Here is a 22,904-nt window from a genome sequence, read left to right on the forward strand (position 1 = left end):
ATTAAACTCAAAAAGCCATTGGAAATGTATAAATTAGCAGCATAAAAACAATTAAGAAACAACTAATTGTGGTCTAAAGAAATGAGGGTAGAATATTCCTGTCATTTTGTATTTTAAATACAGGATTATAAGGATAACCATCATATATATTAAAAGGTTGTGTGCCAGAAGCCCAATAAACTATCCCATTTCTATATAGAACCAGATTTGCGTCATTCTGCATTACCAAATTAAATTGGATACCATAATGTGATAATAATAGTGATTGATTCATATTCAATTCTGAAATTCTTGCACTAGTAGCTAAACGATTGGTATTAACAAATGAAATTTTATCTGTTTCATTTACTGTTTTAACGAAATTATCTTTTTGCGTAACCGTATTTACAATGTCTTCTTCCCGAGAGCAAGAAAATGATAACAACGCAACTAACCCCAAGGCACTAATGTTTAATAATTTTTTCATAATTTATTTAATTTTTACAAAAATGATGATTAATAAAAAATCGAAGAAAACATTTTGGAATAAGATATTCTTTTCAGGACTACCTTTTGTTTTTTTTAAGTTTATATTTAAATTAAAAATTGGAGTTAGAAAAATTGATTTTAAAGAATATTAAAATTCATAGAGAAATGAAGAATATTTCTCAAGATTCTGTGGCTATTGAATTAGATATTTCTCAAAGTGCATATGCTAAATTAGAAAATAATCAAAACAAAATAACTTTAAATAAAGTAATTAGAATAGCAGAAATTATTGAGGTAGATTTTATTCAGTTATTGTTTAAAAAAGGTAGTATTCCACCAAATTTAAAAACAGATAATGTTTGTAATCTTATTGATAATCTTCAAAATGAAATAGTAAAGTATAGAAATGAAAACGCTGAAATAAAAAATAAATATATTGAATTACTGGAAAAAAGGGGGGGTAAGAAAAAAATACTGTCCTATTCTTGAGCGAAAAGAATTTTTTCCCATATTTTGATTGTTTCCTCTTTTTCTACGTTATAATTTTCTTTTATTAACTTCGCTGCCAACATTCCTTTGTATGCAAGTTTTTCTGGGTCAATTTCGTAATTATTGATTATATTTTCAATTTCTTTCACAAATTGAATTATATTCCCTTCTGGAACAGTAGAAGAAAATTCATCTTTGAAATATTCTCTACCTGCTTGTCCTTGATATCCAATTACAAAACAACCACATGCCATTGCTTCTACTGGTGGCAATCCAAACCCTTCTCGATGATTAAAGCTAAGGAAAATTGCGCTTTTTTTTAAAATTTCTGCCACTTCGGATTCTGTATTATTTTCGATAGGTAGTATGCTCCACGTTTTAAGATTATTTCTAATTTTTAAAATATTAATAATCTGTATGGAATCTTCACTAAGTTTCCTTGGCATATAAGAAATAATCTTCTGTTTGTTTTCAGAGTAAAAAAAAGTGCTCGTATCTACACCAATTTTTAAGCGATGAACTTGGTGTTCTGGAAACGTGAAATTCAAATATTTTTTTGAATCCTCTGATACAACTATAGTCGCTAAAGAATTTGTGTTTTGGTAAGGATTTGAATTATAATTTTGATAGAAATGTTCAAATGTATAATAACAATTTTGATTAAAAATAACCTTTTTTAATTGAGGTTCTATTTCATTTATTTTTGGGCCATAAATTTCTGGAAATACCAAAATGCTATTTTCTTCTAATGAAATGCTTTTTAACTTAAGATATTTTAATACTAATTTTCCGAAAAAATTAAAGCTTTTATTTTTATAAGAGTATTTTATTTTTTTGAAAATATAAGGCGAAATTTCAATAGGAACTTTAGAATTAAACCAAGATTCTTTGTTGTTTTTTTTTAATAGTAGTACTGCATCAAAATTATTTTCATTCAAAGTTTCAACCATTTTGTAAATTTGCTTCACGCCACCAGTTACAAATTTGTTGCTAGGACAAATAAAATATATCTTTTGTTTTTTCATTTTCTAAATATTGCATATTTTTTCTACCCAGTTTTTTATAAAATATTTTTCTTCAATATCTTTGGGTAAATCTTTGTATTCCGTTGTAAAAAAATCATTGGGTATTTCGATATTATCAATGTCCTCTATTACAAAAATATTTTCAGATAAGTAAAAATCATAATTTTTTATATTTTTATTCGTGGTGATAAGTTTCTTTCTCAAACCAATTGCCTCAAAAGGTCTAAATGATAAACCTTTTTGGTTTTCATGCGCAATATCCATTATTATTTTCGTGTCTAAATAATATTTAAATGAAGTAGGGAAAGGAATTATTCTATGTATAACCTCAATATCTGCAGGTATTTTCTCCTTAATTTTTATAGATGGATATGTGAAAATTTTACTCTTTACTTTTATATTGTTGTTTTTTAGATAGGCGAAAATTTTTATAAGTTCATCAATTCTTTGATCGTAAGTGCCAAGGTAACATACGTCAAAATTTAATGCTTTTTGTTCTTCATATTCTGCAAAGTAAAAATTATTTATTTTTTTAAAATTGTATTCTTTACAATCATCAGAATCAAAACTACAACAAACGTCAAAATATTGGATTACATTTTTTTGTTGTTTTATCTTATCCAAACTATCCCATAGTAGAAAGCATGTTTTTTCTGATATCGAAATTGCTTTTTCTAGTTCTTTCTCTGTTAGAACATCAGGTCTATTCGCAATAAGTAAATCAAAATTTCCACTTTGGTTGAGAATGTCCAAAGTTTGATTTTCTATCCATTTGTGCTTTAGGTTTTTCCCTAGCAAAATTTTTGACAAAAAATTTAAAGCTCTCTCACCAAAGTTTTTATAAATATAAGTTCCATTTGTAATAATATGAGTAACCTCATAGTTACTATATTTCTCAAGACCATCGTTTACAACAGTATTAAAGCCATAGTAGTTTGGAGCTATAAATAATAATTTCTTTTTTTTCATCGTGTTAAAGTTCAAAAACGGTTTTCACCCAGTTTTCTAGGGTGTATTTGTAATAAATTTTGGTGGGTAAATCTTGGTAGTCATTTTCAAAAAACGCTATTTCTACATTGGATAAATTTTCATTGATGATGAGAATGTTCTCCGGATTGTAGAAATCGTAGTCTTTTATCGTCTGATTATTGGTGATAATTTTCTTTTTCAAAGCCATGGCTTCAAAAATCCTGAAACTCAATCCATCTTGGTTTTCTCGCACCAAATCTAAAATTATTTTTCCCTGAGAGTAGAATTTTGGTAAATCTTTATGCTGCAATCTTTTACTACCGATAGACCAATTTGGATTTTTTTTACCAAAATATTTCTTTTTCCAAGATTTTTTTCCAACTATTAAATAATGATAGGTTTTCTCGAAGTTTGTAATTTTTTCAGCAATTTTGTTCGCAATATTCATCCGATCATCAAAAGATGCAAGATATACCAAATCGTATTTCGTATTTGTAGAAACTTTATTTTCTGGCAAATAATTATAATTGGTAATTAATTGAAAACCATGTTTTTGCACATCGGTTTTATCAAAGGAAAATATTTTATCAAAAAAATGGCAAAGATGTTTTGCTGGACATCTTGCCAAACTATCGTACAAATAAGCGATGTATTTTGGGGTGTATTTTCTAATTTCTGTGTGGTATTTCTCCTCAATCAATTCTGGATTAATGACCAGAATCTGGTCTTGTTTACCAAGTTTTTTTAATGTAGACAAAATTAATTCTTGCCGGTAAATATTCTTTAGATTTTTCCCTACAAAGGTTTTCGATAGGGCATTTTTTACTTTCGCAGCAGTGTTTTTGTGTTTGTAAGCGCCTAAATTGATGTGATTTGCATCTACACCAGATTTTTTCAACATAGCTACAATGTGCGCATCATAATTCCAAAAATCAAAACTTATTACGGTAATTTTCATTAATTAAATTTTAGATTCCAATTGTTTTACGGTAGCATGTGTGAAGTCTACATATTCTGCTTGCATTTTGCAGAAATAAAATCCGTTCTTGCCATCTAATATACCCAATTGCAAGATATAACTTTTAAAAAATTTAAAAAAAGTTTTCCAATAATGGGTAAATAAATTGTATTTCTTGCCTTTTTCAAAAAGTTCTACTCCTTTCAATCTTCCATATTCAAGCATTTTTTTTTTGTAAGATTGATGATTTTCTATAGAATAATGAAGTAATTTATTTTCTAAAAATCCTATTTCCCCATTGACAAGAAGAGTTTCATGCACTTTTTTTTCAGCGATATAGCTCGCCTTAGATTTTCTAAAAAGTCGGAAGTTTTTATCATTTCTAGTTCCAGAGAAATGCAACGCTTTGCCTTCGAAGAAACTTTTTCTATAGAAATAGTAAGCATCTTTTTTGTCGTCTTTATTGAGTTCTACAATAATTTCTGCTTCTAATTTTGGTGTTATTCTCTCATCGCCATCTAGAAATAGAATCCAATCGTTGCTTGCATTTTCCAGCGCTAAATTTCTTTGCTTAGTGAAATCTTCAAATTTATTTTTAATAATTTTTACATTGGAAAATGCAGAAGCAATCTCCAAAGTTTTATCTGTGCTATAGGAATCTATGATGATGATTTCATCGCAAAAATGAAAACATTCGAGAACTTCCCGAATGTTTTTTTCTTCATTATAGGTGATGATAAGACCGCTAATTTTTTCCTTTAGCTGCATTTTTCTACTTTACAAATTCCAAAATTGTTTTTTCTATAATCGCTACACATTCCATCAATTGTTCTTCGGTAATCACCAATGGAGGTGCCAATCTGATGATGTTTCCATGGGTTGGTTTTGCCAAAAGTCCATTGTTTTTTAGTGCTACACAAAGATTCCAAGCGGTTTCAGATTCTTCTGTATCATTAATTAAAATGGCGTTCAAAAGTCCTTTTCCACGTACGGAATTTACTAATTCTGATTTTTCTACTATTTTGTTGATTTCTGCACGAAATAAATTTCCCAAACGACGCGCATTTTGAATTAAATTTTCTTCCGAAACTACATCTAATGCTGCCATTGCAACCTTTGCTGCGATAGGATTTCCACCAAAAGTAGAACCATGTTGCCCTGGTTTGATTACGTTCATGATTGCATCGTCTGCCAAAACAGCAGAAACTGGATATGCGCCGCCAGATAAAGCTTTTCCTAGAATTAAAATATCTGGTTTTGTATAGGTTTCTTGTTGTTCGCACTGGTTTTCGCAAGAGCAATTTCCACAAACTGCTAGCAAACTTCCTGTTCTAGCAATTCCAGTTTGTACTTCATCTGCAATGAAAAGCATATTGTTTTCATGACAAATAGCTTGCGCTTTTTTTATAAAATCATCACTTGGTGTATAAACTCCAGCTTCACCTTGTATGGGTTCAACTAAAAATCCTATTACGTTTTTATCTTTCGCTATTTGCTCCAATGCTTCTATATCGTCATAAGGAATGCTTACAAATCCGCCAGTGTATGGTCCGAAATTGTCTCTGGCATTGTTGTCATCAGAAAAAGAAATAATAGTAGTCGTTCTACCATGAAAATTTCCTTTGCAAACTACAATCACCGCTTGGTTTTCTGCTATTCCATTTTTTTCATACGCCCATTTTCTGCACAATTTAATGGCGGTTTCTACGGCCTCTGCACCAGAATTCATGGGTAAAACTTTATCAAAACTGAAATAATTGGTCACATATTTTTCATACGGTCCAAGTGCATCATTGTAAAAAGCACGAGAGGTAAGTGCTAATTTTCCAGCTTGATCTACGAGTGCTTTCAAAATTTTTGGGTGAGAATGTCCTTGATTTACAGCAGAATACGCCGAAAGAAAATCGAAATATTTCTTACCTTCTACATCCCAAACGTAAACACCTTCTCCTTTTTCTAAAACCACAGGAAGCGGATGATAATTGTGAGCGCCATGCTCATTTTCTAAATCGATATAGTATTGAGAATCTTTTTGTACTGTAGTTTCAGACATATATTTTTGCTTTATAGCAAAGATAAGAATTTAAGATTTGAAAAAATCAATCATACCAATATTCTTTATCTACTTTTATTCCAGTTTTCAAAAGTGCGTTTTGCAAATTTATTCCCAACTTTTCGTTCTGTTTTTCAATGAAAAGAAATAGTTGAAAAAAATTTCCTTTTTCGGTGTTTGTATTTATATTTTTTGCAACTTTTTTGGTGATAGTAATTACTGAATTATCACTTGTTTGAAAAAAAACCTGGATGTCTTTTCCTATCGCTGTTATTTTGTTTAGCGGAATTTCTTGTGTTATTATTTCATAACCTTCTTGGTAATAGTTGGATTTTCTTACTTCAAAAGATAGTATTTTTTGCTCATTGATGGTAAAAGGTTTTAAAATAACAAGTGTATCACCATTGAAATTTTTCGATTGGACTTGGTTTTTCACTTCTTTTTTAAGTTCTTGGTTTAGAATTTTCAAAAGCTTTTTTTCTTGTCCAAAACTTGAACTTATAAATGCAAAAAGAAGAAACAAAAGCGCTAATTTTTTCATTATTAATTTTAAATAAAGGTAAAAAAAATACTGACATTTAAAACGTCAGTATTTTATACTTAAACTTAAAATAGAAATTAGATCTACTGGTTTGCATATCTTGCATCCATCTCAAAATCTTCCATAAATTTTGTGGTATAATTTCCTTCTACATAAGCCGGATCTTCCATCAATTGACGGTGAAACGGGATCGTAGTTTTAATTCCTTCTATGTAAAATTCTTCCAAAGCGCGCTTCATTTTTGCGATCGCTTCTTCTCTGGTTTGCGCAGTTGTTATCAATTTCGCAATCATAGAATCGTAATTAGATGGAATTGTGTATCCAGAATAAACATGTGTATCTACACGAATTCCATGTCCGCCAGGAATATTTAATTCTGTAATTTTCCCAGGTGATGGTCGGAAGTTGTTGAAAGGATCTTCCGCATTGATACGACACTCGATAGAATGTAATTTTGGATAATGATTTATTCCCGTGATTGCTGTACCTGCTGCAAGCATTATTTGCTCTCTAATAAGGTCATAATCGATCACTTGCTCTGTAATTGGATGTTCTACTTGTATTCTGGTATTCATTTCCATGAAGTAGAAATCTCTATTTTTATCTACCAAAAATTCTACCGTTCCTACACCTTCATAAGCAATATATTCTGCAGCTTTCACCGCAGCATCGCCCATTCTTTCACGAAGTTCATCTGTCATGAATGGAGAAGGAGTTTCTTCCGTCAATTTTTGATTTCTTCTTTGTACAGAACAATCTCTTTCGGATAAATGACAAGCTTTACCATATTGATCTCCTGCTATTTGTATTTCTATATGTCGTGGTTCTTCAATCAGTTTTTCCATATACATAGCGCCATTTCCAAAAGCTGCTATAGCTTCTTGTATGGCAGAATCCCAAAGTTCGCGCATGTCTTCTTCTTTCCAAACGGCACGCATTCCTTTTCCACCACCACCTGCTGTAGCTTTTATCATTACAGGATAGCCAACTTCTCTTGCAGTTGTTATGGCATCATCAAAATCTTTTATCAAACCATCCGAACCTGGTACACATGGTACTCCAGCTTCCTTCATTGTAGATTTTGCATTGGCTTTATCTCCCATTCTATCTATTTGCTCTGGAGATGCGCCAATAAATTTAATGTTATGTTTTGCGCAAATTCCAGAAAAATTAGAATTTTCTGAAAGAAATCCATAACCAGGATGTATGGCATCTGCATTGGTAATTTCTGCTGCAGAAATAATGTTTGGAATGCTTAAATAAGAATCTTTACTTGAAGGTGGTCCTATGCAAACTGCTTCGTCTGCAAAACGAACGTGCAAGCTATCTTTGTCTGCTGTAGAGTAAACTGCTACAGTTTTTATTCCCATTTCTTTGCAAGTACGCAAAATTCTCATGGCAATTTCTCCTCTATTGGCTATTAATATTTTTTTAAACATACTTTAGAATTTGAAAATTAAATAATTTGAAAATAGCAGATTGGCATTATGTACCAATCAACATTCATCAATAATATTAAGAAGGATCTACCAAAAATAATGGCTGATCATATTCTACTGGTGTAGAATCATCAACTAAGATTTTCACAATTTTTCCTGAAATTTCAGATTCTATTTGGTTGAAAAGTTTCATAGCTTCTATTACACAAACTACGCTTCCTACTTCTACTTTATCACCAACATTTACAAACAAATCTTTATCCGGAGAAGGTCTTCTGTAGAATGTACCAATCATTGGGGATTTAATAGTGATGAATTTACTATCGTCTTCCACAGTTTCTGCAGCACTGTTTTCTGCGGCAGGAGAAGATGAAGGTGCAGCGTGCATTGTTGGAGCTGGAGCAGACATCATTTGCGGCTGTGCTACATAGCTTATGTTTTCGTTTCCGCCAAGTGGAGTTTTGATCGTAATTTCAAAGTCTTTTGTTTTGTATTTTACTTCAGAAACTTCTGCTTTAGAAACAAATTTAATTAAGTTTTGGATGTCTTTAATGTCCATAATATTTTTTTTGATTTTATGCTTTCAAAGATACTAAAAAAAACAAAAAACCACTGAAATTTTATAAAATTTCAGTGGTTTTGTATATAAATTGTATATTTAGCTACTAAATTTCTTCAGTAGATTCCATGTCTTTTTCCATTACTACTTTTCCTCTGTAGTACATTTTTCCTTCATGCCAATGTGCTCTGTGATATAAGTGCATTTCTCCACTTGTACTATCTTTAGCGATTGTAGGAACAACAGCTTTGTAGTGTGTTCTTCTTTTATCTCTTCTTGTAGTGGACTGTCTTCTTTTAGGATGTGCCATTTCTAGTTGTTTTTATTTATGTGAGATGAGTTTACTACCTCATCATGTTTTATTTAATTTTTATCTTTCAATTTTTTCAAAGCTTCCCATCTTGGGTCAACTTCAATATCTTCGTCTTTTTCTTCTTCAATATTTAAAAAATCTTCATCTTTTGGACTAAATTTTTCTAATATTTGCAAGTCTTCTTCGCTCAAATTTGGCGAAACTTTCTTCATTGGTATAGAAAGCACAATATCTTCGTAAATCAATTGAGCTACATTGAAGCTGTGTGCATTATCGGAAATCGTGATTACATCTACATCGCTGTCGTCATACTCACTTCCAAATTTTACCAAAACTTTAATCTCATTTTCTATCGGATGAGAAAAATCTTCATTGCTAATGTCACAAACCAATTCTACAGTTCCAGAAATATTTATAAAGAATTCCAAAAACGTGGAATGCTTATCCATCAATACTTCTGCTGTGATGTTTGGCTTGCTGAACTCCTGCTCTGTCTCATATAGGTGTAAAAATTCGCTTCCAATCTCAAATTGAAACTCATGTTTACCGTCTTTTAGTCCGGAAAATGCGATGTCGTAATTTCTTAACCTTTCCATAATTGAGTTTGCAAAAATAAGTATTTATTTTGAATTTACAAATTTTATACGTTTAATTTTCAGCTATTGATATTTTCATACCATTGAAACTGGTTTTTTTGAAAATTAAATATAACATTCCTGCCAGAGTTACATTGATCAACATATTATAATGTATCTGCAATTGAAATAAAAAAGTCATTCCTTGACTCAATAATAAGAATATACCTACCAATATAAATGTTTGTATTAATTCCTTTTTATAATCAATAATTAGTAAATGGTGTCTATTCGCAGAGATATCTAAAATCTCCGTTCTTGAACCTTGTAGTTTGGCTAAAATGGACTTAGAATTTTCATCAACATCAAAATAGGCAGTTGTTCCGGCTTTCATTTCTCCAATTTTCTTCCCATCAACTTCTATAATGTAAGAAGGATAAGTGGGAATGTTTTGCGCCGTTTTTATAGTTAATGTTTTCATTTGGTAAAATAAATTTTAAAATCTACGCGGATCATCATCTCTGCCATTATCTTTTTCTCTCGGTTTCACGTGCATTTTGTTGGCAATCAAATCATTATATTCGGTTCTATTTTTAAAAATTTTAATGGCTGTAAAAATGGCTTCAGAAAAACTTTGTTCGTCTGCTACATCTTTTCCTGCAATGTCATATGCTACGCCATGATCTGGGGAAGTGCGGATATATGGTAAGCCAGCGGTATAATTTACTCCTTCTGCATAAGCTAAAGTTTTGAATGGCGCCAAACCTTGATCATGATACATGGCCAAAACAGCATCGTAGTTACAATATTTTTCTGGCTGAAAATAACTGTCTGCCGGAAATGGGCCAAAAGTCATGATGCCACTTTCAAATAAATCTTTTATGGCTGGTTCTATTATTTCAATTTCTTCTTTTCCAATTGCACCTCCATCTCCAGAGTGTGGATTTAAACCTAAAACTGCTATTTTTGGGCGAGAAATTCCAAAATCTTCTATCAAAGTTTGATTCAATAGTTTTATTTGCTTTTTTATTTTTTCTTTGGTGATGTTTTGCGCTACTTCGGAAATCGGGATGTGGTGTGTAAGAACTGCAACCTTCAGATTATCAGAAACCAAAAGCATTAAACCTGTTTTTCCAAATTTTTCTTCCAAATATCCTGTATGTCCCGCATGTTTGAAACCTTGCTTCATCATTTCTTCTTTATTGATTGGAGCGGTTACCAAAACATCTATTTCTCCATTCATAAGTGCATTTGTTGCACTTTCTAGAGAGTCTATCGCCATTTGAGTAGATTCTTCTGTAGGCGTGCCAAATTCTATATTTGAATTGTCTTTGGTAAGATTCAACATATTGATAACTCCGTCTTTCGCGGCAGCAATTTCTGTAATGTAATTATACGTTTGCTGTACTTTGAATACGTTTTTCTGATAGGTGAATAATTTTCCCGATGCAAAAATAATTGGCGTAAAAAATTCTGTAATATCTTTGTTTTTCAATGCTTTGATGATAATTTCTACAGATATACCATTGAAATCCCCAACGGAAATTCCTACTTTTATTTTCTGGTTTTTTGCGCTCATTTTATTTATCTTTGATGGATTATAAGAATTTTACAAATTTAACAAAATTATTAGATGTTTACGGGAATTATTGAAGCAACAGGCATTATTAAAAAAATTACTGAACACGGAACCAACAAAGATTTTTGGTTATCCGCAGATTTTACAGATGAATTAAAAATAGATCAGAGTTTGGCGCACAATGGTTGTTGCCTTACGGTGGTAGAAAAAAACGGCGATCAGTATTTAGTACAAGCGATAGATGAAACTTTGCAAAAAACAAATGTGGGAAGTTGGAAAATTGGTGATGTTGTAAATTTGGAACGTTGCATGCAGATGAATGGAAGATTAGATGGGCATATTGTACAAGGTCATGTTGATGAAAGGGGAGAGGTGGTTTCCGTGGAAAATAGAGATGGTAGTTATTTTGTAACTATTAAATACAATGAAAATAGCGATTTTCTAACGGTGCCACAAGGTTCTATTACCGTAAATGGTATTAGTTTGACGGTTGCAAAAAGTGAAGATTATCAATTTTCTGTGGCAATAATTCCTTACACATGGGATTTTACGAATATGAAAAATCTAAAACCAGGAGATGCCGTAAATCTAGAATTTGATATCATTGGAAAATATGTAGCAAAACTTTTAGCAAAGTCACATTAAAAATTTAATATTTATCTAAATCTTAAATCTAAACACTTAAATACATTGCCCTACTCAAACTACAAAGGATATCAATTGCGAACCAGGGTTTTCTGGGGATTTTTGGTGGTTTCACTTTTAACGATGATTGGATCTTCTATCCTTTCCTTTATCGTGTTGAAAAATAATGCGATAGAACAAAGCAGAACGGAAATGCAGAAAGACAATAATGCGTTGATGGCGTCTTTGGATTATGCTGTAAGCAGAACTACTATTAAATCTGAAGATATTCCGGAAGTTCTGAAAAATAAAATTTTAGAAATTGCAGACGTCAACAAACATGAAATTCAAATTTATGATTTGAATGGCAGTTTTTTAATTTCTAGCCAAGACAATTCTACTGCAAAAGTGAAAAATATACCTCTAGATATTGTGCGAAAGGTGATTTCTACAGACAGCAGAGTAGATTTTCAAGAATATGATGACAAGATAAAGGCCAATAAAACTTCCTCGTACAGCATATTGAAAAATAATAATTTAGATCCAATAGGAATTGTGTATCTTCCATATTATCACAATGATAGCGTTTATGTAGGGGTATTGAATAAGTATTTGAAATACATGTTCTTAGTTAATATCTTAATTCTCATTTTTAGTATTTGGTTGAGTTGGATCATATCTAACAATCTCACGAAAGCACTATCTAAATTTTCAGATATGATAAGCAGAGTTACATTGTTTGATAAAGATATGGCGCCCATAAAATATTATCACAATGATGAACTGAGCACTTTGGTGAAATCTTACAATAAGATGATTCTCCAAATTCAAGAACAAAAGGAGCGATTAAGTTTTATAGAAAAAGAAAGAGCGTGGCGAGAAATGGCAAAACAAGTTGCCCACGAAGTGAAAAATCCTTTGACACCTATGAAACTGACGATTCAAAATTTTGAAAGAAAATTTGATCCAAATGATGAGCAGATAAAGGAAAAAGTAAAAAAAATGAGCGAAAGTATGGTGAGCCAAATAGATCTCATCAGCAAAGTTGCAACTGCATTTTCACAATTTGCACAGCTTCCGCAAAAAAATGACGAAGAGTTTAATTTAAACAAAGAATTAGATAATATTCTCCAGATTTTCAGTGATGATAAAATATTTGTGCATGCCAATAAAGACAAAATTTTGATAAAAATGGACAAAGTTTATCTCAATAGAATCATTACTAATTTGGTGAAAAATGCATTGCAAGCAACAACAGAAGGTAAAAAATCCATCATCAATGTAGATGTAGAACAAGTTAATAAACGGATCAACATTAATGTGGAAGATAATGGATCTGGTATTGCAGCGCAATTGCAGGGTAGAATTTTTGAACCCAACTTCACTTCCAAAAATTCTGGAATGGGACTTGGTTTGACGATGGTTCGCAAGATGATAGAAGAATATCAGGGAACGATTACCTTTAAATCCGAAGAAGGAAAGGGTACAACGTTTTTCATCAGTTTACCATCGAATATTTAGATGAAAGCATTTATTTTTCAGCAATTTAGCATCAATCAAGACGAAAAAGTTTTTCGTGTGGGAACGGATGCCGTTTTGCTTGGTTCTTTCGCAGATGTTCTAGGTAAAACCAATGTTTTAGAAATTGGTTGTGGCACTGGAATTATTTCTATGATGCTTGCACAACGGAATCAAAATGCAGAGATTTTAGCAATTGATATTGATGAGAACGCGGTAGAATTGGCAGAAATTAATTTTATAAATTCTATTTTTTCTAAAAGATTACAAGTGAAATCTGCAGATTATACAAAATTCAATACTGAAAACTTGTTTGATTTGATTGTTTGTAATCCGCCTTATTTTGAGGTAAATCCTTCTGAAAAAGACATTTTGGCTCGTCAAAAATTGGCGTTGAATTTTGAGGATTTAATTAAAAATGCATCGAAAATTTTAAATAAAAACGGATTGTTTTCTGTGATAATTCCTGCCGAAGATTTTGTAAATTTCAATCAAATAGCCACAGAAAATTTACTTTATTTAAAAAAGAAAATTGAAATTTTTGGCATAGAAGGTGGAACTTTGAAACGTGTACTATTAGAATTTAGCAAGGAGAAATTTACTACAGAAATCTTAAAATTCACCATAGAAAAAAGCCCCAGAAAATATTCTGAAGCTTATTTAGAATTGACGAAAGAGTTTCATTTGTTTGGAAAGTAACCACCACAAATTTTCTAAATCTAGCAAAAAGTTTTCAAAAAAAAATTTGTCAAAGATTTTAACTTTGACAAATTGAATGCTAAATATTATTGCTAAAATTTTTTATTTTAAATAAATTCTACTCAAAAAGTTCTGTAGTTTCCAAAACAGAAACTTTTCCGTCTTCACATCTTATTGCTTCTCCTGGGAAATTTTGTATCATGTGGTAATCATGCGTTGCCATTACAACGGCTGCATTATTTTCTAATGCTACACGTTTTAGCAAGCCCATAATTTCGTTAGAAGTTTCTGGGTCTAAATTTCCAGTTGGCTCATCTGCCAAAATGAGTTGTGGGTGATTGAGAAGTGCTCTCGCAATTGCTATACGCTGTTGCTCACCACCAGAAAGTTCGTGCGGCATTTTGTGTTTTTTGGTTTTCATACCTACGCTTTCCAACACTTCGTTGATGCGTTCAGTAATTTTTGTTTTGTCTGTCCAACCTGTAGCTTCCAATACAAAATTTAAATTTTTTTCTACTGTTCTATCGCTCAATAGTTGAAAATCTTGAAATACAATTCCTAATTTTCTACGCAAACTTGGGATTTCGGAAGTTTTGAGTGTTGCCAAATCAAAGCCTGCAATAGAGCCTTTTCCGCTCGCCAAAGGAATATGGCCGTACAAAGTTTTCAGCAAAGAGCTTTTGCCAGAACCAGTTTTCCCGATGAGATAGCAGAATTTTCCTTTTTGGATGTGCAAATCTACATTGGTGAGAACGGTGAAATTTTTCTGCGCAATGGTAGCATTACTCAAGTTGATTATCTGATCTCCAGAATCATTTCTGTGTGGCATTTGTAGGAATTTTTATATTTAAGCAAAAGTAATTAAAAGTTGTAATGATACCTAAATTTTAGGAAAATTTAACAACAAAAAATGCTTGAAAATTTCTTTTCAAGCAGTAATTATATAATAAATTATGAATTATCTTTTTGTACGTAAAGAACTTACAGATAGAGATTTTCTACCTTTTGCTCTTCTGGCAGCCAATATTCTTCTACCGTTAGGTGTTGACATTCTTAATCTGAAACCATGTTTGTTTCTTCTTTTTCTTTCTGATGGCTGAAATGTTCTTTTGCTCATTACTATATTTTTAGGACGTAATTATCTCTATATTTTAAGATTGCAAAGATAAGAAAGTTTTTTATTGTTGCAAATTTTATTTGAAGTAAAAAGATAAAAGTTTTAATGTGAAAATACGAATGTGAATTTATTAACCACAAATTACATTACTTTTATACAAAATTACCGGAATTTTAAATTAAAAAAATGAAGTATATTTCTGTTGCAACTTTTGTCTTTTCTATTTTAATTATTTTGTCAAGTTGCAAAAAACCTGAAAAACTTTCTCTGGATAAAGATGAAATCAAAACCGAAATAACCTGCACCAATTCTCAATGCGAAGGTTTTTATGAAGGTCCAGAATTTATTAATAATGATGATATTGCCCACCAATTTTCCAACAAAATGTCGGCAAAAGTGGGCGAGAAGTTGAAAGAATTGTATCAAACAAAAAATTACAGCAAAGTAGATTTTGAAAAGATAGAAATGTCCACTGTAGGAATGGGTTCTGGAAATGTGATATATGTATTGAAGATTCCTTTCGAAAAAGTAGAAAGCAAATGCGAGGCTTTCACTTCCTTCGATCATGTTGGCGGTTGGAATCACGAACCAGCTTTGGAAGAGCGGAAAATTCAATTAAAAAGTACTTTGATGCAAGGTGATTCTTTAAATATAAGTATTTTGAAAACTACACCAGAAAATCTACAAGAATATTGGATACAATGGAGAAATAAAGATCTTCAACAAGATTGCTCATGATTTTCTTTTGTAGAATTTAAAAAAGTAAAACAGAATAAGAACATAAAAAAACGCAAGATGTACTATTGACCTTGCGTAATTTTATTTTTTATTTGGTAACTATTAAAATTACTTACTCGCCAAAATGCTCACTTTTTCTATAACGGGATCTTTTGCCAACAATTCTTCTGCGTTTTGCATCAATGCTTCTGCGATTTTTCCATTCAAATGTGCATCTCTTCCTTCTTCATTTTCAAAAGTATCAAATATGCCGAAAGTAGAATCATCAATTTTTAAAGCATACCATCGGATGGTTCCTTCTTCTTCATTTACTAAAGATAATGCACTTTTCAAAAAGTTTTCAACGTCTTGCTCTTTTCCTTTTTTGGCTTCTAGCCTTACTAACAACGAATATTTTTCCATTCTATTAAATTAATTTGATTGTAAAGGTAATTGTCTTTTGTAACGAAAAATTATATAATTCGCAGGATTTATTTCTTGTTTAGGGATTTTTTTTTTACGTGCTAATAGATAAAGTAAATACTTGATTATTAAAGATTAAATGAAATAATTTATTTTTTAGTTTCTAAAAATTTAACTTTGAGTATTCAATAGATAATTAAATTCAATATAAAAATTACATTATGATAAAACCAACAGAACAATTTCCAAATTTAAGAATCAATTTAATTAATGATACCGTTTGGGAATTAGAAAAACAAGATCCGGAATCCTTTACTTTATTAGTTTTTTACAGAGGTTACCATTGCCCAGTTTGCAGAAAACAATTAACAGAATTGAAATCGAAATTAGGCGATTTTACGGAAAGAGGTGTAAACGTGATTGCAATAAGCATGAATGATGAAGAACTCGCCAAAAAAACTGGTGAAGAATGGAAAACAGATTCATTGCCAATTGGTTATGGATTAGTTGAAGAAACTGCGCGCAGTTTGGGCTTGTATATTTCTAATGGTATTTCTGACAAAGAACCAGCAATTTTCTCGGAACCAGGCTTATTTTTGGTGAAAAAAGATGGTACTTTATATTGCTCATCCATACAAACAATGCCTTTTGCAAGACCTGCATTTGATGATTTATTGGGAGCGATAGATTTTGTAAAAAGCAAAGATTATCCTGCTAGAGGCGGAAAATAATATTTTAACAAGAATTTATTTAAAACAAAAACACCCTTTTTTTATAAGGTGTTTTTTTGTGAATGGCTTTCAATATTTTATTACTAAAATTTCTAATTATTAAAACAAAAAATGCACATTTCACAGATTTCTTCAACCTGTAAAATGTGTATTTTCACCTATTAATTATTTTAATTTACAGATTCCTGAACTTCCTCTGCAAGTTGAATATTGGCTTCTAATTTAATTTTTTCGCCTAATCCTAAACCACCAGTGTCGGTTAATTTATTCCAAGTCATTCCAAAATCCATACGGTTTACAGTTCCCGTAATTGCAAAACCGTGTTTTAAAACGCCGTGACCGTTATCTTCAGATCCGCCGTATTCCGCGTTCAATTCTACAGATTTTGTTACGCCTTTCATCGTTAAGTTTCCTATGATGTTGTAGTTTTCATTGTCAATTTTTATAAAAGAAGTAGATTCAAAATCAATATCTGGATATTTTTCACATTCGAAAAAATCTTCGTTACGCAGATGCTCATCACGTGCAGGTTGTCCCGTATCAACACTTTTCACGTCAATTTTAAAAGTAACTTTCGCATTGCTGAATTGATCTCCCTCTGTTACAAATTTCCCCTCAAATTTTTTGAAAGAACCTGTGACTGTGGAAATTACAAGATGTCTGATCTTAAAAAGAATTTCAGAATGCATTGGGTCAATTGCCCACGTTTTTAAATTGCTCATATTTTAATATTTAAATTATTTGTATTGCAAAAATACCTAAATTTGCTATATTAAAGGTAGTTGTTACCTGAAAGTAACTGGTTACCTTTAAGTAAGTAACTTTAAAATTAAAAAAATGAGCCAAAAAGAACAATTATGCAAAACCAAATTATTAATTTTAAGAGACGCATTAGAAGTGATACAAGGAAAATGGCGTTTGCCGATTGTCATTTCATTAACGCACGGCAACAAAAGATTCGGCGAAATACAGCGCGATATTGAAGATATTTCGCCAAAAATGCTCTCGCAGGAATTGAAAGCATTAGAAGCCAACAAAATTATAACGCGCACTTTATACGACAGTATGCCTGTTACGGTTGAATATTCATTAACGGAATTAGGAAAAACAATGGATAAAATGCTGGATGAAATTTTAAATTGGGGCGCTCATTTTAGAACAGAAATATTGAGCAACAGAAACCAAAAAGTTTAATGACTGTAAATAAATCTTTAAACATTTAAAAAAGCTTACTAAGCGATTACAATTAAATCAATTATCATCCATCCAATCATCAATGATCTACTAATGCATCATATCGCCAACATCAATTTTCTCTTTGCTTTTCCTTTCTTTCACAAATAAAATAAAGGGAATACATATTAAGAATAAAATTCCTAAGTAGAGAAAAATATCCATATACGATAGTACAGCAGCCTGTTTTGCAACAGAATATTGTAAAGATTGGTATGCAGATTTTAGCGCAACATCTGGCGTCATGCCTTTTGAGATAAAGGAATTGGTAATTCCCTGTACTCTTTGTTGCACCATCAAGCTATTAGAATCTAATTTTGCCGCTAGATCTGCACCATAAGATGCGTTTTTATTGGCTAGTAAAGTCGTAATCGCCGCAATTCCAAATGAGCCACCCAATTGCCGCATCATCCCTGAAAATGCTGCACCTTGGCCGATTTCTTGTCCTTTCAAAGTACTTAATGCCAAAGAAGTAATCGGGATGAAAAGCATTCCTAATCCCATTCCACGAACGATCAACATCCAGAAAAAGGAATCTTTTCCTGTATCTGGTGTCAAAATGTTGTAGCCCCAAAAACTGTAAACAAAAAATAATAATAATCCACCTGCTACTAAATATTGTTGTTTTACACCGGCAGTTAATAATTTACCAATAATTGGCATCATTACAGCCGTCGTCAATGCCGCAGGAATCATTAAAGCACCAGATTCTAAAGCCGTCCAACCGAGAATTGTTTGGGTGTAAAGTGGTACTATAAATGTTGAGCCGTACAAACCAAAACCTAAAACGAAAGACATGATGGTCCCGATTCTTAGATTCGTGTTTTTTAGAACTCGCAATTCTACAATTGGATATCGAAACGTTAATTCTCGCCACAAAAATAGTACGAAACCTAAAATTGCTGTGGATGTAAATAGAATAATTGTTTTGCTGTCAAACCAATCATCTTCTTGCCCTTTTTCCAAAATGTATTGTAGAGAACCAACCGTTATTGCCAACAATGCAATACCAACCCAATCTACATCTATCGCTTTTCTTTTCTCAGAAAATTTTGGACTTTTTACAAATTGTATAGTCAAAATTGTTGCAATAATCCCGATTGGAATATTGATATAAAAAATAAACGGCCAACTGTAATTATCTACAATATAACCACCCAAAGGTGGACCTAAAGTAGGACCAATAATTACACCCAAACCATAAATTGCTTGTGCCATACTTCGTTTTGCAACAGGATAAGATTCTGTGATGATGGTTTGCGAGGTCACCAAAAGTGCTCCACCACCAAGTCCTTGCATAAATCTAAAGCCTACCAATTCCCAGATATTGGTGGCATTACCACATAAAAATGAAAATATTGTAAATATAATAATGGAAGCGGCAAAATAATTTCTACGTCCAAATTGCTGCGAAAGCCAACTCGTCATTGGTACAATAATCACGTTTCCGATGGCGTATGCCGTAATTACCCAACCAACTTCGGACAAGGTGGAGCCCAAATTACCTTTCATTTCTGGCAAAGCAACATTTACAATTGTAGTATCTACAATTTCTAAAAGCGCGCACAAAATAGCGGTAAGCGTAATGATGATGCGTCTTGCACCATATTCTACTAAAGAATCGTCTTGCATTTTTTTAGATTAAAATATTCAAAAATTAAAATATTCAAAAATTAATTGGACAGAATTTCTGTAAATGCTTGTGCATTGGTCTATAATCTATCCGTCTATTATCTTCTAATCTAAACTAACCGTTACTTTCACATTCATTCCCGCTCGCAATTTTTCTGCAATTTTTTGGTCTAAATTTTTGAAATCTATTTTCACAGGCAATCTTTGTACTACTTTCACAAAATTTCCACTTGCATTATCTGGAGGCAAAATAGAAAATGTAGATCCAGTTGCAGGTGAAAAAGAACTGACTGTCCCTTCAAATTTAGTGCTTGGGAAAGCGTCTATTTCAACTTCTACTTTTTGTCCTTCTACCATTTTTGAAAGTTGGGTTTCTTTAAAATTGGCAATAATCCACTTGTCTGTATTTAAAACTAAACTAAAAAGTTGCGCGCCAGCTTGCAAAAATTGTCCTTTCTGCACTGGGATTTTCGAAACAAAACCATCTTGTGACGCAGTGATTACGGTGTAAGCAAGCATTTGTTTTGCATTTGCAACATCTACTTCTCGCTGTTTTGCAATAGAAGATGCAACGCCTATTTGTTCAGAAGTTGCTGCTGTTTGGGAATTGACAACGCCAGTTTGTTGGGAAATTTGATTTTTTGTATCAATCAAAACTCGCAATTGAGCGTCCGCAGATTGTTTCGCAGCCAATACATTATCATATTGTTGACGTGTAATAGAATTGTCTTTCACTAAATTTGAATAGCGAACCAAATCTTGCGAGGTCTTTCTCACATTCACTTTTGCAGCTTCTATTTGTGCGTTCGCCACTTGAACTGCAGCGTTGGAAGTGTTGATGTTTTTTCCTGCAGCAGTAGAAGTTGCTCTAGCGCTAGAAATATTACTTCTCGCAGTTCCCAATGCAGCCTCTGCTTGTTCTACCATTAATTTTTGATCTTTATTTTCAAGAATGATCAAAGTATCACCTTTTTTCACAAATTGATTGTCTTTTACTCTAATTTCATCTACATAGCCAGAAACTTTAGAAATTACCGGGCTTAAATTTGCCGCAATTTGAGCATCATCTGTTTCTTCATGCACTTGGCTAAATTTGTAAAAACGGTAGCCAAAAAATCCGGCAGTTAGAATTAAAATACCTAAAATTATAGGAAACATCATTCCTTTCTTCTTTTTAGGAACATTATTTTCTGTGATAATTACCTCCTCGTTTTCCATTGAATTTTCTATATTATTGTCCATTATTTTTAGTTTTATTTAATTAAAATTCCGCTGCTTTGTAATAGTTTTTTGTACGTCAAAGTGGCATCTGCTTTAGCATTAATGATATTTATTTCTGAGATAATTTTTGCTGCATCTGCCTCCAATAGTTCTGTAATCGTAGCCAAACCGTTATCAAATTTTTTCTTCACCACAGTATAATTTTCAGTAGATTGTGTGGAAATTTTTTCAAATACCAATGTTTTTTCTTTTGCGAAAACTACGTTTTGGTAAGCCTTATTTACATCCAATTTCACTTGATCAGATAATAATTCATTAGTAGCTGAAAGTTCATTTTCTACAGCTTCAGATTTCATTAATGATGAATTTTTTTTCCAAAGATTTCCGAGGTCATAATTGATACCAACTCCTATATTCACAGCATTGTAAACTGTTAAAATTTTTGGAACATCTGCCGCAATATAACCTCCCGTTAATGCAATGGTTGGCAAATTTTCTGCTTTTGCAGCTTTAGATCCTAATGCTGCAGCTTTTCTTTGCATATCTAATGCTTGCATATCCTTTCTATTTTCTAGGGCAGCATTCCAATAATAATCTGCAAAGCTTAGCTCCATGCTTTCATCAATATAATTTTCATCGATGTCTAAGATGGTATTTTCATCTAAGCCTAGAAGCAAATTCATGTTGATATTTGCGATGGCATAATTATTTTTTGCCTCTAAAATTTGTAATTCTATATTAGAAGTTTGGATGTTAGCTTTCAAACGATCGTTTCTTGCGAGCAAGCCGTTTTTTTCCAATTTTAAAAATGTCGCATCTCGCTTTTCCGAAACGGATAGATTTTCTTCTAAAATTTTGATGCCTTGTTTAGCTTTAAAAAGATTGTTGTAGGCTTCAGAAATATTGTAAGCAATCAACAATCTGTTGTTTTCAGATTTTAATTTTGAGGCTTCTACCAAATATTTTGCAGATTCTATTCCGTATTTTATTTTTCCACCAGCGTAAAGTGGTAGAGATAAATTGGCTTGTCCCAACAAAACAGAATTTGGAACTGGCGTAGAATTACCAGAATTTTGATTCAGAAATTCTAGATTTATATTTGCATTTCCGAGTCTTAGATAAGAAGCAGACAATTTGAAATCTGGCAATTGTCTGTTTTTGGCTTCTAAAAGATCTGCAGTTGATTGCGAAATTTTTGCGGCATCTATTTTTAAATTTTTGCTATTTTTTATGCCCATTTCTATCGCTTCATCAATTGTCAGTTTTTTAGTTTCTTGTGCAAATAGCATAGAAATGTTTAAAATAAAACTAAAAATGAAAACGAGTTTATTTATTTTCTTCATAACCCAAAATATGTTTTAAAATTTCTTTTATGTGTAAATTTAAATCTTGAAAATATTGCTGATCATAATCAATATTTTCTTTATTAATGCTGAAATAATCCTTGTACATTGGCAAACCATTCATTGCGTAAAACATAGTGCCAGATAATGTTGCATGCATCATCGCGATGTTTGGTTTCTTTTTAAATGTTTTATTTTGAAAACCATCATCAACCAATTTTTGATACATATCCAGAAAACCTTTTTTAGAATTTTCTAAATATCGTATGATTTGCTCATTCTTATTCGTCAATTGTTCGGTTTGCAAAATGGTGTAGAATACTTTGTAGGTGCGAACTCTTTCTGTGTATCTGTCTATTATTAATGAAATTTTTTGCCATTCATTCAAGTCAGGTTTTGCCATTATTTCTTTAATGTAGGTCTGACTTTCTGCCATTCTCATTTCAAAAAGGCTTTCCAAGAGTTTTTCCTTTGAGCCAAAATAGTAAGAGATCATTGAAATATTCACATTCGCTTCTCTAGAAATTTCTCGAGTAGAAGTCTTCTCGAAACCACGTTCTGCAAACAATTTTTCTGCGGCAAATAAAATATTTTCTTCCTTAGAAATCATATTTTTTGTTTTTTGAGACCGCAAATGTACAATAATATTTAATAAATCAAACGATTGATTGGTTTTTA

Annotated in this window: 28 protein-coding genes; 7 read left to right on the forward strand and 21 right to left on the reverse strand. The window is 31.8% G+C overall.

Annotated features, from left to right (window positions below; all coding sequences use genetic code 11):
- Window positions 1-73: 73 nt before the first annotated feature.
- Window positions 74-466 (reverse strand): hypothetical protein, encoded by a 393-nt coding sequence (locus HNQ03_RS12200; RefSeq protein ID WP_173779968.1) that lies wholly within the window; start codon window positions 464-466, stop codon window positions 74-76.
- Between the two features lie 119 nt (window positions 467-585).
- Between HNQ03_RS12200 and HNQ03_RS12205 the strand changes: the two genes are divergently transcribed.
- Entirely contained in the window at window positions 586-957 is a 372-nt protein-coding gene (locus tag HNQ03_RS12205) for a helix-turn-helix domain-containing protein (RefSeq protein WP_173779969.1), read from the forward strand.
- On the opposite strand, the gene HNQ03_RS12210 is transcribed toward HNQ03_RS12205, so the two are convergent.
- The 12 genes from HNQ03_RS12210 to pdxA form a co-directional block, all read right to left on the reverse strand.
- On the reverse strand, window positions 948-1,982 hold the full coding sequence (locus HNQ03_RS12210; protein ID WP_173779970.1) for a glycosyltransferase: 1,035 nt from the start codon (window positions 1,980-1,982) through the stop codon (window positions 948-950). The genes HNQ03_RS12205 and HNQ03_RS12210 overlap by 10 nt on opposite strands.
- 3 nt (window positions 1,983-1,985) lie before the next feature.
- Window positions 1,986-2,951: a lipopolysaccharide core biosynthesis protein rfaS gene (locus tag HNQ03_RS12215; protein ID WP_173779971.1), complete on the reverse strand. Its 966-nt coding sequence runs from the start codon at window positions 2,949-2,951 to the stop codon at window positions 1,986-1,988.
- A gap of 4 nt (window positions 2,952-2,955) precedes the next feature.
- A complete protein-coding gene (locus tag HNQ03_RS12220; RefSeq protein WP_173779972.1) occupies window positions 2,956-3,909 on the reverse strand; it encodes a glycosyltransferase family protein in 954 nt (317 codons plus the stop codon).
- 3 nt (window positions 3,910-3,912) lie between these two features.
- The gene (locus tag HNQ03_RS12225) at window positions 3,913-4,677 is read right to left on the reverse strand and encodes a glycosyltransferase family 2 protein (protein WP_173779973.1); all 765 of its coding nucleotides are present in this window, start codon (window positions 4,675-4,677) and stop codon (window positions 3,913-3,915) included.
- 4 nt (window positions 4,678-4,681) lie between these two features.
- Window positions 4,682-5,962, reverse strand: coding sequence for an ornithine--oxo-acid transaminase (gene rocD, locus HNQ03_RS12230; protein WP_173779974.1), 1,281 nt, complete (start codon window positions 5,960-5,962; stop codon window positions 4,682-4,684).
- Window positions 5,963-6,008: 46 nt separating this feature from the next.
- Entirely contained in the window at window positions 6,009-6,503 is a 495-nt protein-coding gene (locus HNQ03_RS12235; RefSeq protein WP_173779975.1) for a hypothetical protein, read from the reverse strand.
- An 83-nt stretch (window positions 6,504-6,586) separates the two neighbouring features.
- Window positions 6,587-7,942 carry an acetyl-CoA carboxylase biotin carboxylase subunit gene (gene accC / locus HNQ03_RS12240; protein ID WP_173779976.1) on the reverse strand — a complete coding sequence of 452 codons (1,356 nt, stop codon included), beginning with the start codon at window positions 7,940-7,942 and terminating at the stop codon, window positions 6,587-6,589.
- 76 nt (window positions 7,943-8,018) lie between these two features.
- A complete protein-coding gene (gene accB / locus HNQ03_RS12245; protein ID WP_173779977.1) occupies window positions 8,019-8,501 on the reverse strand; it encodes an acetyl-CoA carboxylase biotin carboxyl carrier protein in 483 nt (160 codons plus the stop codon).
- A gap of 106 nt (window positions 8,502-8,607) precedes the next feature.
- Window positions 8,608-8,811, reverse strand: coding sequence for a 50S ribosomal protein L32 (gene rpmF / locus HNQ03_RS12250; protein ID WP_173779978.1), 204 nt, complete (start codon window positions 8,809-8,811; stop codon window positions 8,608-8,610).
- 53 nt (window positions 8,812-8,864) lie between these two features.
- A complete protein-coding gene (locus HNQ03_RS12255; protein WP_173779979.1) occupies window positions 8,865-9,410 on the reverse strand; it encodes a YceD family protein in 546 nt (181 codons plus the stop codon).
- A gap of 52 nt (window positions 9,411-9,462) precedes the next feature.
- On the reverse strand, window positions 9,463-9,870 hold the full coding sequence (locus tag HNQ03_RS12260; RefSeq protein WP_173779980.1) for a hypothetical protein: 408 nt from the start codon (window positions 9,868-9,870) through the stop codon (window positions 9,463-9,465).
- 15 nt (window positions 9,871-9,885) lie between these two features.
- Entirely contained in the window at window positions 9,886-10,968 is a 1,083-nt protein-coding gene (gene pdxA, locus HNQ03_RS12265; protein WP_173779981.1) for a 4-hydroxythreonine-4-phosphate dehydrogenase PdxA, read from the reverse strand.
- A 54-nt stretch (window positions 10,969-11,022) separates the two neighbouring features.
- Between pdxA and HNQ03_RS12270 the strand changes: the two genes are divergently transcribed.
- From HNQ03_RS12270 to HNQ03_RS12280, 3 genes are read left to right on the forward strand one after another with little or no spacing between them, the layout of a single operon-like run.
- Window positions 11,023-11,613, forward strand: coding sequence for a riboflavin synthase (locus HNQ03_RS12270; protein ID WP_173779982.1), 591 nt, complete (start codon window positions 11,023-11,025; stop codon window positions 11,611-11,613).
- Window positions 11,614-11,658: 45 nt separating this feature from the next.
- On the forward strand, window positions 11,659-13,113 hold the full coding sequence (locus HNQ03_RS12275) for a sensor histidine kinase (protein ID WP_226927509.1): 1,455 nt from the start codon (window positions 11,659-11,661) through the stop codon (window positions 13,111-13,113).
- The gene (locus HNQ03_RS12280) at window positions 13,114-13,809 is read left to right on the forward strand and encodes a tRNA1(Val) (adenine(37)-N6)-methyltransferase (protein WP_173779983.1); all 696 of its coding nucleotides are present in this window, start codon (window positions 13,114-13,116) and stop codon (window positions 13,807-13,809) included.
- A 118-nt stretch (window positions 13,810-13,927) separates the two neighbouring features.
- Here the strand turns inward: HNQ03_RS12280 and HNQ03_RS12285 are convergent, their stop codons facing one another.
- Window positions 13,928-14,638 (reverse strand): cell division ATP-binding protein FtsE, encoded by a 711-nt coding sequence (locus HNQ03_RS12285; protein ID WP_173779984.1) that lies wholly within the window; start codon window positions 14,636-14,638, stop codon window positions 13,928-13,930.
- A 129-nt stretch (window positions 14,639-14,767) separates the two neighbouring features.
- Window positions 14,768-14,926, reverse strand: a complete 159-nt coding sequence (gene rpmH / locus HNQ03_RS12290; RefSeq protein ID WP_173779985.1) for a 50S ribosomal protein L34 — start codon at window positions 14,924-14,926, stop codon at window positions 14,768-14,770.
- A gap of 186 nt (window positions 14,927-15,112) precedes the next feature.
- Between rpmH and HNQ03_RS12295 the strand changes: the two genes are divergently transcribed.
- On the forward strand, window positions 15,113-15,664 hold the full coding sequence (locus HNQ03_RS12295; RefSeq protein ID WP_173779986.1) for a hypothetical protein: 552 nt from the start codon (window positions 15,113-15,115) through the stop codon (window positions 15,662-15,664).
- Window positions 15,665-15,772: 108 nt separating this feature from the next.
- Here HNQ03_RS12295 and HNQ03_RS12300 read toward each other — a convergent pair whose 3' ends face one another.
- Window positions 15,773-16,066: a putative quinol monooxygenase gene (locus HNQ03_RS12300; RefSeq protein WP_173779987.1), complete on the reverse strand. Its 294-nt coding sequence runs from the start codon at window positions 16,064-16,066 to the stop codon at window positions 15,773-15,775.
- Window positions 16,067-16,287: 221 nt separating this feature from the next.
- Here HNQ03_RS12300 and HNQ03_RS12305 point away from each other — a divergent pair, with 221 nt between their 5' ends.
- Window positions 16,288-16,797 carry a peroxiredoxin-like family protein gene (locus tag HNQ03_RS12305; protein ID WP_173779988.1) on the forward strand — a complete coding sequence of 170 codons (510 nt, stop codon included), beginning with the start codon at window positions 16,288-16,290 and terminating at the stop codon, window positions 16,795-16,797.
- A gap of 170 nt (window positions 16,798-16,967) precedes the next feature.
- On the opposite strand, the gene HNQ03_RS12310 is transcribed toward HNQ03_RS12305, so the two are convergent.
- Window positions 16,968-17,519 (reverse strand): YceI family protein, encoded by a 552-nt coding sequence (locus HNQ03_RS12310; RefSeq protein WP_173779989.1) that lies wholly within the window; start codon window positions 17,517-17,519, stop codon window positions 16,968-16,970.
- A gap of 115 nt (window positions 17,520-17,634) precedes the next feature.
- Between HNQ03_RS12310 and HNQ03_RS12315 the strand changes: the two genes are divergently transcribed.
- Window positions 17,635-17,991, forward strand: a complete 357-nt coding sequence (locus HNQ03_RS12315) for a winged helix-turn-helix transcriptional regulator (RefSeq protein ID WP_173779990.1) — start codon at window positions 17,635-17,637, stop codon at window positions 17,989-17,991.
- 90 nt (window positions 17,992-18,081) lie between these two features.
- On the opposite strand, the gene HNQ03_RS12320 is transcribed toward HNQ03_RS12315, so the two are convergent.
- From HNQ03_RS12320 to HNQ03_RS12335, 4 genes are all read right to left on the reverse strand, one after another.
- Window positions 18,082-19,662 (reverse strand): DHA2 family efflux MFS transporter permease subunit, encoded by a 1,581-nt coding sequence (locus tag HNQ03_RS12320; RefSeq protein ID WP_173779991.1) that lies wholly within the window; start codon window positions 19,660-19,662, stop codon window positions 18,082-18,084.
- Between the two features lie 105 nt (window positions 19,663-19,767).
- Window positions 19,768-20,904 (reverse strand): HlyD family secretion protein, encoded by a 1,137-nt coding sequence (locus HNQ03_RS12325; protein ID WP_226927510.1) that lies wholly within the window; start codon window positions 20,902-20,904, stop codon window positions 19,768-19,770.
- An 11-nt stretch (window positions 20,905-20,915) separates the two neighbouring features.
- A complete protein-coding gene (locus HNQ03_RS12330; RefSeq protein ID WP_173779992.1) occupies window positions 20,916-22,226 on the reverse strand; it encodes a TolC family protein in 1,311 nt (436 codons plus the stop codon).
- Window positions 22,210-22,836 (reverse strand): TetR/AcrR family transcriptional regulator, encoded by a 627-nt coding sequence (locus tag HNQ03_RS12335; RefSeq protein WP_173779993.1) that lies wholly within the window; start codon window positions 22,834-22,836, stop codon window positions 22,210-22,212. Before HNQ03_RS12335 ends, HNQ03_RS12330 begins: the two co-directional genes overlap by 17 nt.
- Window positions 22,837-22,904: the final 68 nt, after the last annotated feature.

The organism is Frigoriflavimonas asaccharolytica, assembly GCF_013294015.1.
In the GTDB taxonomy this organism is placed as follows: Bacteria; Bacteroidota; Bacteroidia; order Flavobacteriales; family Weeksellaceae; genus Frigoriflavimonas; species Frigoriflavimonas asaccharolytica.